At 34.7% G+C, this 11,253-nt stretch carries 10 protein-coding genes; 4 read left to right on the plus strand and 6 right to left on the minus strand.

All coding sequences use genetic code 11. The features are described 5' to 3' along the window. The coding region (locus N4A40_09085) for a methyl-accepting chemotaxis protein (protein MCT4661999.1) at positions 1–915 on the plus strand (915 nt) is incomplete at its 5' end. A 163-nt stretch (positions 916–1,078) separates the two neighbouring features. Here N4A40_09085 and hydF read toward each other — a convergent pair. From hydF to N4A40_09110, 5 genes are all read right to left on the minus strand, one after another. Then, positions 1,079–2,278 carry a [FeFe] hydrogenase H-cluster maturation GTPase HydF gene (hydF, locus tag N4A40_09090; GenBank protein ID MCT4662000.1) on the minus strand — a complete coding sequence of 400 codons (1,200 nt, stop codon included), beginning with the start codon at positions 2,276–2,278 and terminating at the stop codon, positions 1,079–1,081. 15 nt (positions 2,279–2,293) lie between these two features. After that, positions 2,294–3,670, minus strand: coding sequence for a [FeFe] hydrogenase H-cluster radical SAM maturase HydG (hydG, locus tag N4A40_09095; protein MCT4662001.1), 1,377 nt, complete (start codon positions 3,668–3,670; stop codon positions 2,294–2,296). A 2-nt stretch (positions 3,671–3,672) separates the two neighbouring features. Next, the gene (gene hydE, locus N4A40_09100) at positions 3,673–4,716 is read right to left on the minus strand and encodes a [FeFe] hydrogenase H-cluster radical SAM maturase HydE (GenBank protein ID MCT4662002.1); all 1,044 of its coding nucleotides are present in this window, start codon (positions 4,714–4,716) and stop codon (positions 3,673–3,675) included. A gap of 52 nt (positions 4,717–4,768) precedes the next feature. Further along, positions 4,769–5,020, minus strand: a complete 252-nt coding sequence (locus tag N4A40_09105) for a CopG family transcriptional regulator (protein MCT4662003.1) — start codon at positions 5,018–5,020, stop codon at positions 4,769–4,771. A 364-nt stretch (positions 5,021–5,384) separates the two neighbouring features. Further along, on the minus strand, positions 5,385–7,463 hold the full coding sequence (locus N4A40_09110) for a methyl-accepting chemotaxis protein (protein MCT4662004.1): 2,079 nt from the start codon (positions 7,461–7,463) through the stop codon (positions 5,385–5,387). Between the two features lie 229 nt (positions 7,464–7,692). Between N4A40_09110 and N4A40_09115 the strand changes: the two genes are divergently transcribed. The 3 genes from N4A40_09115 to N4A40_09125 all read left to right on the plus strand — a co-directional run bounded on the left by N4A40_09115 (position 7,693) and on the right by N4A40_09125 (position 10,646). Continuing rightward, positions 7,693–9,618, plus strand: a complete 1,926-nt coding sequence (locus tag N4A40_09115; GenBank protein ID MCT4662005.1) for a cache domain-containing protein — start codon at positions 7,693–7,695, stop codon at positions 9,616–9,618. A gap of 103 nt (positions 9,619–9,721) precedes the next feature. Further along, a complete protein-coding gene (locus tag N4A40_09120) occupies positions 9,722–10,060 on the plus strand; it encodes a lysine exporter LysO family protein (protein MCT4662006.1) in 339 nt (112 codons plus the stop codon). Continuing rightward, positions 10,050–10,646 carry a lysine exporter LysO family protein gene (locus N4A40_09125; protein ID MCT4662007.1) on the plus strand — a complete coding sequence of 199 codons (597 nt, stop codon included), beginning with the start codon at positions 10,050–10,052 and terminating at the stop codon, positions 10,644–10,646. Before N4A40_09120 ends, N4A40_09125 begins: the two co-directional genes overlap by 11 nt. Here the strand turns inward: N4A40_09125 and N4A40_09130 are convergent. After that, positions 10,639–11,253: diphthine--ammonia ligase (locus N4A40_09130; GenBank protein MCT4662008.1), on the minus strand; the 615-nt coding region annotated here is incomplete at its 5' end. The genes N4A40_09125 and N4A40_09130 overlap by 8 nt on opposite strands.

The following is an 11,253-nucleotide window of genomic DNA, read 5'->3' on the forward strand; positions in this document are numbered from 1 at the left end:
ATTTCAAAATCAGCTCAGCAATTAGCTGCATCTTCAGAAGAACTTACGGCAACTAGTCAGCAGTCGGCTAGTGCATCAAATGAGATAGCGACTACTGTGGAAGATATAGCTAAAGGCGCGACAGATCAAGCGCAATATACAGAGGAAGGGGCAGAAAAAGCCCAAGAACTTGGAAACATTATTGATTATAATGCAGAGCTTATGGACAAATTGAATGAATCATCAGAGGCTGTAGAGGTATTGATAAATGAGGGCTTAAATATAATATCAGAATTGAATAAGATTACAGTTGAGAGCGGAAGCGTAACGTCTAATATTCACAGTGAAATTATGAGAACAAATGAAAGTTCTGAAAAGATTGGAGAGGCAAGTAATGTCATAGCATCTATTTCAGAGCAAACTAATTTACTTGCATTAAATGCAGCTATAGAGGCTGCTAGAGCAGGTGAAGCTGGTAAGGGATTTGCAGTAGTTGCAGAGGAAATCAGAAAACTTGCAGAGCAAACTACAAAGTCAGCTGAGGAAATAAACAATGTGATATTAGAATTACAGCAAAATTCTCACACAGCAGTTCAAATGGTAGAGAGAGTATCAGAGGTAAATGGTGAGCAATCAGATAAAGTATCTGTAACGGAAGACAAATATAAAGAGATTGCAGAATCGATACAAGATTCAATCAAGGCTATAGAAAATCTAGCTAAATCAGAAAAAGATGTAGAGCGAACTAAGAACGAGATACTTGATTTGATTCAAGGCTTGTCAGCAATTGCAGAAGAAAATGCAGCGGGAACTCAGCAAGCAGCAGCGTCATCAGAGGAACAGACTGCATCTATGCATGAAGTAGCAAATGCTAGTGAAGACTTAGCAGAGCTTGCTATGAACTTACAAAATGATATAACTAAATTTAAAATTTAAGCATTCAGCCAAGAATTACTCCACTTCTAAAGTGGTGGTATGAATCGGTAAATACACTATTGACGCAACCACAAAGTAGCTATATGTTGCAATTAGTTAGGTAAGGAAATGTGATTAAATAAAAAAAGGATTGACGAATTAAATTTCGTCAATCCTTTTTAACTTATTTGCTTAAATCATTGAATATGTCTAGACTTCTATCGAGAATACCAGTTAAATATGCGAGTGTGACTCCATAATTTGTAATCGGAACACCTTGTTCTTCGCACATCTGTATTCTAGTTTTCATAGTTTTAGCATTTAGCATACAAGAGGCACAGTGAATAATTAAATCATACTCAGAAACATCTTCTGGGAAATCATGTCCCATCCTAAATGTGTAGTCAAACTCCTGACCAAAGTACTTGTTAAGTCCTCTTGGGATTTTTATCCTACCAATATCTTCGTGAGAGTGATTGTGGGTACAGCTCTCCGATATAAGTATTTTACTATGTGGCTTTAGACTATTAAAAGCTCTAGCACCTGCAACTAAGCTTGACAAATCGCCCTTATTTCTAGCTAGTACTATCGAAAAGCTAGTTAGGGGAATATCACTGGGGACAATTTTGTCAACTCTGTGGAAAGCTTGAGAGTCTGTAATAACTAAATCCACAGATTTTAAGTCTTTTAATGCATCTTCGAGTTCAGTATCTCTAACTACATATGATTTTATGCCGTGGTCTAGGCAGTCTCTTATAACCTGGACCTGAGGAAGTATAATCCTTCCCTTTGGGGCTTCAGAGTCTATTGGAACGACTAAAACCACAGTACCTCCATATGGAATCAAATCACCAATAAGAGGAGGTTCATCTTCTTCTGCGCGAATTCTATCTATGAGAGCATCTTTTAAATCCAATATTCCAATGTTTTTTTCAGCAGATACAAAAAATGCTTCAGGATATTCTGATTTCAAATTAGCTTCAGTATGTTGATCTAAAGTATCTAATTTATTAAATACAAGGAGATGTGGTATGTGAAATCTCTTGAATTCAAGTAGAGATTTTGATAGAGCATTTTTGTCAAAATCTAATGGATCTATGACATAAATTGCAAAATCTGTTCTTTGCAGAATTTTTTTTGATCTCTTTACTCTGAGCTTTCCGAGTTCTCCATCATCATCTAGTCCAGCAGTATCAATAAATACGACAGGCCCTAGTGGAAGTAACTCCATAGCCTTAGAAACAGGGTCAGTAGTAGTTCCTTTCACACTAGATACCAAAGATATATCTTGGCCAATAATAGCGTTTAGAAGAGAAGATTTACCAGCATTTCTATTTCCATATAGAGCTATATGTGGACGGTTTGCTTTAGGTGTTTGATTCATGTACTTCACCTCTTTTTATAAGAATAAATCTCTTTCGCCATTTTTTAGGCGCTCTAGATTATTAGTTAAAAGTTCTTTTATATCTTCTCTCTCTATTTTTTCTAGTTCTTGAGCAATAACCTTATCTGCCATTTGTCTAAACTCATCATCGCCATAATCAAGAGCATATTCAGTGAGTGTCATCATGGCATTAGGCTGACAGACATGTTGAATTTGTCCAGATTTTGCCAAACGCATGAATCTATCTCCAGTACGGCCATTTCTATAGCAAGCAGTGCAATAACTTGGAATGTATCCATTTTTCATAAGTGATTTTAAGACTTCCATAGGACTTCTCTCATCAGATAATTGGAATTGATCTGCCACTTTTCCTTCTTCTTTTTCTTTATAGCCACCTACTCCAGTACATGAACCAGCGCTTACTTGAGATATACCGTATTTTATAACTTCCTGTCTCATTTCTACACTTTCTCTAGTAGATAGAATCATACCAGTGAAAGGTACAGCTAATCTAATTATTGCAACTAGCTTTTTAAATTCATCATCACTTACTAGATGAGGGAATTCTTTAAGAGTCATACCTTCAGCTTTTTTTAGACGAGGAACACTTATAGTGTGGAATCCTACGCCATATTCTTTTTCCAAGTGCTCATTGTGAAGCATTAGGCCTAAAACTTCAAATTTATAATCAGCTAATCCGAACAATACACCGCCACCTACATCATCTATTTTGGCTTCCATTGCTCTATCAAAGGCAGTTAAATGATAGTTATAATCGCCTTTGATACTCTTTGGATGCATATCTTCATAAGTTGGCTTGTGGTAAGTTTCTTGGAATAATATATAAGTACCGATACCTTTTTCTTTAAGTTTAACGTAGTTTTCAACTGTTGTTGCAGCTATATTTACATTGATTCTTCTGATAGCACCATTGTCAAGTTTTGTATTGTAGATGGCATCTATAGCATCTAAAACATAGTCAATAGTACAATTTACAGGATCTTCACCAGCTTCAAATGCAAGTCTCTTATGACCTAATTTTTCTAGAATCTGTACTTCTTTTTGTATTTCATCCATAGTAAGTTTTCTGCGTGGGAACGAATTATCGCGTCTGTATCCACAGTATTTGCAATTGTTTACACAATAGTCGCTCACGTATAGTGGAGCAAATACAACTATACGATTTCCGTATATGGATTTTTTTATATCACCAGCAATTTTAAATATTCTTTGTAGTTGTTTAGGGTCTTCTGTTTGAAGTAAGACAGCAATTTCTTCATGAGAGAGTCCCTTATGTAGGTCTGCCTTATCTAGTATTTGATCAATTTGCTCTGAAGTAGCTGTTTTAGCTGTTTCTAAAAGATTTTCGATATAGTCATGATTGATAAACATATTTATCGCCTCCAATTAATGTGATCACCTCGAGTAAGATCGAGAGTGAATCCTGCAGATTCAATTCTTCGTTGTATACATTGTCTACATTCAGCGGCTTCATCGCCAGTACATATCTTACCGTCATAAAGAGAGTACTTTTCTCTGACATCTATAGGAGATAGATTTGGCATTACTACATTTCCGCCTGCTTTTAGTCCGCGTTCTCTTCCGGTAGGATGTAGAGTTCCGAGTGCTGTAGTAGCAGGAAGAAGAACATCTGGTAGCAACAATCGAATAATTGATAGTAAAAGGGTAGTTTTTTCCACAGTACCACCAGTTTCATTTCCTAGTGGAGTGTCATGATGTGGAATAAAAGGTCCAATCCCAATCATATGAGGAGAAAGTTCCTTTAAAAAAAGTAAATCTAGTACTAAATCTTCATCAGTTTGCTCTGGAAGACCAACCATAAAGCCTGCGCCTACTTGATAACCAATTTTTTTCAAATCATATAGGCAATTTCTTCTGTTCTCAAAGCTCATATGTGGATGAAGACTTTCATAAAGAGATTTCGAAGCCGTTTCGTGTCTCAAAAGATATCTATCTGCTCCAGCGTCAAATAATCTTTTATAAGAGTCATATGAACGCTCGCCGACAGATAGTGTGACAGCACAATTTGGAAGTTCGCTTTTTATACGTCTTACAATTGATTCTAATTTATCATCGGTAAAAAAAGGATCTTCACCACCTTGAAGAACAAAGGTTTTATAACCTAGTTTATCACCCATATGGCAGCAGTCTAATATCTCATCTTCAGTTAGTCTATACCTATCGGCTTTGGTGTTTTCGTATCTTATGCCACAATAACGGCAGTGACATTTGCAGTAATTAGTAAATTCTAACAGTCCTCTGAGATATACTTTGTCGTCATAATTTTCTTTTCGTTTCTTTTGAGCCATTTCGGTCAAATAAGCGATGGATTCAGAATTTGCACAGTGAACAAGTTCGTATAATTTGTCTTTTGGCAAAGTCCCTTCGCGATAGAGTTGATCGATTAATGCTTTCATGGAAACCCCCTTAATTAATATTGCTAGTACAATTAATATATTGTACTAAAGCTTAGATTTCTTTTTTTGAAATAGAAGTTTTGACAGATACATTTTCCAAATTACCTAGTTTCCCGGTCAGGCCATTTATTTCATTTAATTCACCTAGAACAGTGAGAGAAATAACTGATATACCTTCTCCATCAAATGGCAAGCCCATACGTCCTCTAACTATATGAGAGTATTCAGCTACAATCTCATTGAAATGACTCTGGCTTACTTGTGGATTATCTAGTACAGCTCCAATTACAGCGATTCTTTTCATAAAAATATCCTCCTAAAAAATCAATTTGAGCAAAAAAAGTCCCTTCTTTTGGCGAAAGAAGGGGCATAGGTAGATTAAAGGGTGTATATTTATAATTTGCTATAAATAATCCCTCGGCAATCAATAATAATTATGGTCCTTCCTTCCAGATAAGAGTAACCTCTATTCCGTTAGGTTGTAATTTAATAAATAATAGAACAAATAAATTCAAGAATGCTCTCAAATCTACTGAACTTGTTAATATTATATCAAATAACAGAAAACTTTGTCAATACTGAAAAATCAACATTTGAAAAAAATGATTAAAAAAAAGATAACTATTTGATTTTTAATCAATAGTTATCTTATAAACATCGAATAACGACTAGTGAGTTTTAAACTTAGAAATTTCACTTTCAAGTTTAGTTGCTAATTCATGATTTCCTTCAGCTAATTTATTTACTTGAGATATCGCAGCACTTTGTTCTTCTGTAGATGCTGATATTTGCTGAGCTGTGGCAGATAGAGTTTCTGTTAAGCTACTTAAATGATCTACAGCCTGTACTATGATTTCCTTCTGATCGGCTACGGAGTCAGTGAATGAAACTACATGCTTCATAGAATTAACTAAATCACTAACAGAAGAAGATATATTTTCGAATATACCTAGAGTTTCATCTAGAGTTTCTGATTGTTTCGTACTCAAAGTGCCAATGGTATCTATATTAGAAAGTGCAAGACTGGTTTTATCCATGACACCACCGACTATTTTTTCTATTTCTTCTGTTGTTTGACTAGTTTCTTCGGCAAGTTTTCTAATTTCTTCGGCAACAACAGCAAATCCCTTACCAGCTTCACCAGCTCTAGCGGCTTCTATAGAAGCATTTAGTGCAAGTAGATTTGTTTGTTCTGATATAGCGTGGATATTGCTTAAGAAATTTTTCATTGTTTCTACGATTTCTCCAATTTGTCCAACATCGCTAGCAACTTCTGTTGATTGTCTCGTACTTTCATGGATTATGTCAGCTAGTTCTGTTATTATATTGTGACCACTGCCACTCAATTCTTCTACATGCTCCACGTAGTCGTTTGCTTTTGAAATATTCTCAGCACCTATATTTACAGCTTTGCTTAATGCTTCTGTACTATCTAGAACTTTATTGCTTTCACTTACCTGATCGTTCACAGACAAAGCGAGTGAATCTATTGCCTTAGCATTTTCATCTACTGCAGTTGCAGTTTCAGACATTATAGTTGAGAGATTGTCAGAACTTTCTTCAACAGAAGAAACATCAGATTTTATGTGGGTTATAAGTGTTTTTAAGTTCAATCTCATATCTCTGACAGAAACAGCCATAAGACCAAGCTGGTCATTTGTTCCAAATAATTTTTTGTCCTCTTCCTTAGAAAAGTCACCAGATGCTATTATAGACAAATGATTACCAAGCTTAGATAGTGGAACGAGGACTCTATTTATTAGAAGAATACTCAAAGCTATCGCAATCAATATTATCACAAGTGTAGTAATAAGTGAACTTACTATAGTCTGATTGAGGTTAGATTCAAGAGCGGAAAGCGAAAGTGCAATTGAAACTATACCCGATGATTCAGCAGTTTTAAAAGGAACAAGTACTTCATAAGCGGATTCACCTGTAGCTGAATCGCTTATGGTTCTAGATAAATTTTGATTAGAATCAAATAGAGCTAAAACCTCAGGGTCTTTGTACTCATTATCGGTGTCTCTAGCCGTACCATGTGCTATGACTATATTTGTTTTATTTGGATTATATGGCTCTAACGCATCTTTTTTAGCTTGTTCTTCTTTTGTAAGAATCTCACTTATCATGTATGCGTGAACTACATCAGATCTTTCACCAATATCGCTCAAGAATACATGCGGGCTGTTGGCATTTTTTATATCTGCAATTATAGATGCATTTATTGCGACTTGAACATAATATCCATTGTCTAGTGCTATACCACCGTATTTATTGAGTTCGCCAGAGATTAAATCTCCACGTATATCCTCCATGTAACTTCTTGATTGACCATTGAAAACAGCATCCATAGGATGTCCTTCGGGATATTGCCATCCTATATAGTCTCTAACATTTGAATAAACTATCCTTCGTTCAGGATCTATGACATATACATCATTTACAGCTACGTGTTCTAAGAATGCATCAATCTTTTCATTTGATAATTGATTTAGTGGTATTTGGTTTATGCCTTCAGATGCTAGGAGTATACGATCAGCCATTATATTGTCGAGTTCGAGAGCAAATCTATCGGCTGATTCGACATTTTGCTTCATGCCGCTTGCTAATTCAAGTGCTTTAGAGTCGAGTTCTTTGTACATCAAATCTTTAGTCTTACTTATATTTTGTACTGTCAGTAGTCCACTTATTATGATAAGCAATAGTACAATAACAAGTATGATTTTTGTTTGAAACTTAAGATTCATGGTAACCCCCCTTTTCTTTAATGTGAAACGAAAATATTAATAATCATCTAAATAGTATATACCCAATAAATTAAGTGGCATTCTTTTTAACTGAAATATAATCTTCCAGAATAAATAAGAAGTATTTATATATGAAAGCTACATATTGTTTAGACTTGTGATTTTGATAGTAATTCTATATTTAATTTGGGTAATAAGAAACTGAGGGCTGTAAACTAGGAGGTGAGCTATGATTAAATGGTACAATAGCAGTGTGGTTAAAGGTGTATTTGCCATGGCTATGATAATACTTAGTTTAGTTAATTTATTTTGGATAATATTCTCATATGAAGAATTAAATAGAGCTTCTAAAAGGGCGTATGATTACAATCAAAAGGTATTAGAAAATTTGAAGAAAGACATAAATCAAGATATAGCATCAAGTAAAAACATCATGAAAATTTTGAGTAATGATTCTAATCTTAAAGAGAGCCAATATGAGGTATTTGATTTATTGGCTCAAAGTGCGGTTGAAAATGATATACTCATAGAACAGATTTATTATATGAAAGCAGATGGTATGCAGGTATATAAAACATCGCATTTAGAAACGTTAGGAGATCGCTCTGACAGAATATATTTTCAAGAAGCAATAAAGGGAGAACTCTATTTTTCAGATGGAATAAAATCAAGAAGTACCAAGGATTCTATAACAGTACTAGCTGTACCTGTTATGAAAAATGACGAGATAGTCGGCGTGCTTGGGGCTAGTTTGGATTTGAGTTCTATTTACAAGAAAATAGAATTAGTAAAGATAAAAGAAAATGGATATGCGTATATGGTTGATAGAGATGGAGTATTGATAGCTCATCCAAGACAGGAACTAGTCGAAGAATTTACAAATGTATCGTATTTAGAGCCAGTAAGTGAAATGCTTGATGGAAACAGTGGCTGGGGAGAATATGAGTTTGAAGGCGTTGTTAAAATTGTAGCGTATGAAATATTTGAAGAGACAAGTTGGGGGATTGCAGTTCAGGTGCCTAAATCAGAAGCGTTAGAAGAAGTTAATCTTATAAAGCAGCAAATAGTTGTATACACTGTTTTAGGCTTTATAGTTGTGTGGATTGTACTTATAATTTTTGTAAAGTACTATGAAAGACCATTTATGGATTTTCTATCAAAGATAAGAGATTTGAAATCAAGTGGATATGAGAAGCCTTTTGACGAGATAAGAAAAGATGAAATAGGACTTATTCAATCGGCAATAAACACTATGGCAGATGAGACTAGACAGTCTAAAGAAAATTTGGAGTATAAAGTTGAAAATAGAACTCGCAAGTTAAAGTCATCATTAGATCTTCTGACGGAAAAGGAACTTGATTTAGAGAGAAAAAATAAGGAATTAGAGGATGCGCTAATCAGACTTGAAAATACTCAAGCTCAATTAGTTGAAAATAAAAAAATACAGAGTTTAAATCATATGACAAGTAGTTTGTCTCACGAGATAAACACCCCACTTGGAATAATACTTACCAATTCTAGTTATATAAACGTAGAATCTGAAAAAGTTAATCAAAAATTGGAAGAAAAGACTATGACCAAGACTGCGATGGTGAATTATTTGAGAGATATGCTTCATATAGCAGAGGTGCAGAGAAAACAAGGTGACAAGATAAAGGGATTGGTAGAAGCACTTAAAGAACTTTCTAGCACTGGTGTGAATTTGCAAAAAGAAAATGTGAATATAGGGGAATGCATAGAGAGAAATGTTCAAATCTATGTATTGGAAAAGCAGAGAACTGATATAAAAGTACATTTAGAGTTAGAGGATGATATATGGCGAAAGACATATCCAACTATGCTTGGAAAGATAATAACTCACTTACTTCAAAATAGCTATACACATGCGAAAATAAAAGGACGAATTTTAAACATAACTATAAGAATGAAAAATGAAAATAATAAAATCATTTTGGACTATATGGATGATGGAATCGGGATTTCGAAAGAGAAAGCAAAACACAGTGTAGAGCCGTTTTTTAAGGGCAAAATGAGTGCTAGAGGAGCGGGTATAGGGCTGAGCTTGATTCACAATTTGATTCATGTATTGTTTGATGGGGAAATGAGTGTAGAGAGTGATTCAGGCAAAGGCTTTAGAGTTACTATGATAATTTGAAATTATAAAAGGAGCTTGCAATATAGCTCCTTTTTTGATGCCTTGATTAGAAGAGATATAGGTGGTATGATAGGTGATAATATGAAAAAAAGGGGGCATCTGAATGTATCTAAAACTGCTTATGTATTTAGGAATATTATGTCTAGGTATAATAATAGGTTATAAAGATTTATTGGGGAAAGCGCTTTACAAATATTTGGATATTGCTCAAACTATAGCTGTTTTGAGTTTGCTATTTGTAATGGGTCTTAGAATGGGACTCGATAGAGAAGTGATAGATTCTATAGCGAAGATAGGATTTAGTGCAGGAATAATTGCTGTCTTTGCAGTTGGATTTAGCATGTTGTTCGTATATGCAGGACGAAAATTATTTTTAGAATCATCAAAGAAGAAAGAGGCTGAAGGATTGTATGAAAAGGAGGTTTCAGGCGGTGAGTATTAGTTTATTAGTAGCTATTGGAATAGGAATATTAGCAGGAATATATGTAATACCTGCTGAGGTTTATGAATCAACAGGAATGCTTGTAGATATTGGACTATGTCTATTATTGCTCTTTGTGGGAATAGATCTTGGAAAGAACAAAGATGTATTTCAAAAACTAAAGAGGATAGGATACAAAGCGCTTATGGTACCTTTTATGGTTGCACTTGGAAGCATTGTTGGTGGAATGCTAGGAGGAGCTATACTAGGTTTTACATTTCCAGAGGGTGGAGCATTAGGTGCTGGTTTCGGATGGTATAGTTTGTCGGCCGTTATGCTATCAGATTATTCATCAGAACTTGGAGCAACAGCATTTATGGCAAATGTATTTCGTGAATTGATAGCACTTATGATTGTGCCATTTGTAGCAAAATACATAGGATATTTAGAAGCTGTTTCAACAGGAGGAGCTACTACTATGGATACGACTCTTCCTGTCATAGCAAAAAGTACAGATTCTGAAACGGCCATGATATCGTTTATATCTGGTATGGTTCTTACACTGTTGACACCACTATGTGTTTCGTTTATGATGAGCCTTAATTAGAGGCTAGTTCTAAATTAAGCATCAGATATTGATCTTTTTTTATTGTATCTGAAATAATTAAATTTAAAGGTTGCTTGAATATTGGTCCATTTGTAACTACTGTGTGGAATTCACCATTTTCACCACAAGCATCTACACCTACAGATTCAAGCTCTGATATTAATTCGTGATTGAATGTTCTTCCTAAAAAGGAGGTATCAATTAAATCGGTATTTACAGTTACAATTATTGCTTCAAAGCCTAAATCAATAAATTCTTCTATAAGTGATCGTCTAGATTCCTGCCATATAGGATGATGGGCGATCATTTCTGTGTGAGCCAAAGCGTCTAATACCCAAGTTTTATGTGGCTCTAAATCTATATCTCCGAATATACCAACTTCATAATGTTCTCTTTCAAATTTTGACATTTGAGTTTTAAATATAGATTCGTAGTCATCCCATGTAGCACTACATAGAATTAAATCTAAATCCAAAGATTTTGCTTGAGCTGTAAGAATCTCAGGACTAAGTCCGTGGCTTCTTGATTTTAGTCCGTCTTCTCGGCACATTGTCATAAGTGTTTTTATTTCATAGTTTTCTTGAATTGCTCTATAAAGAGATAGACA

The organism is Tissierellales bacterium, assembly GCA_025210965.1.
GTDB lineage: Bacteria > Bacillota > Clostridia > Tissierellales > JAOAQY01 > JAOAQY01.

Bases quoted from the DNA above. Each gene is read 5' to 3' on its own strand.
- hydF (MCT4662000.1), bottom strand. From the start codon at position 2,278: ATGAATCAAACACCTAAAGCAAACCGTCCACATATAGCTCTATATGGA.
- N4A40_09120 (MCT4662006.1), top strand. From the start codon at position 9,722: ATGTATCTAAAACTGCTTATGTATTTAGGAATATTATGTCTAGGTATA.
- hydE (MCT4662002.1), bottom strand. From the start codon at position 4,716: ATGAAAGCATTAATCGATCAACTCTATCGCGAAGGGACTTTGCCAAAA.
- hydG (MCT4662001.1), bottom strand. From the start codon at position 3,670: ATGTTTATCAATCATGACTATATCGAAAATCTTTTAGAAACAGCTAAA.
- N4A40_09115 (MCT4662005.1), top strand. From the start codon at position 7,693: ATGATTAAATGGTACAATAGCAGTGTGGTTAAAGGTGTATTTGCCATG.
- N4A40_09105 (MCT4662003.1), bottom strand. From the start codon at position 5,020: ATGAAAAGAATCGCTGTAATTGGAGCTGTACTAGATAATCCACAAGTA.
- N4A40_09110 (MCT4662004.1), bottom strand. From the start codon at position 7,463: ATGAATCTTAAGTTTCAAACAAAAATCATACTTGTTATTGTACTATTG.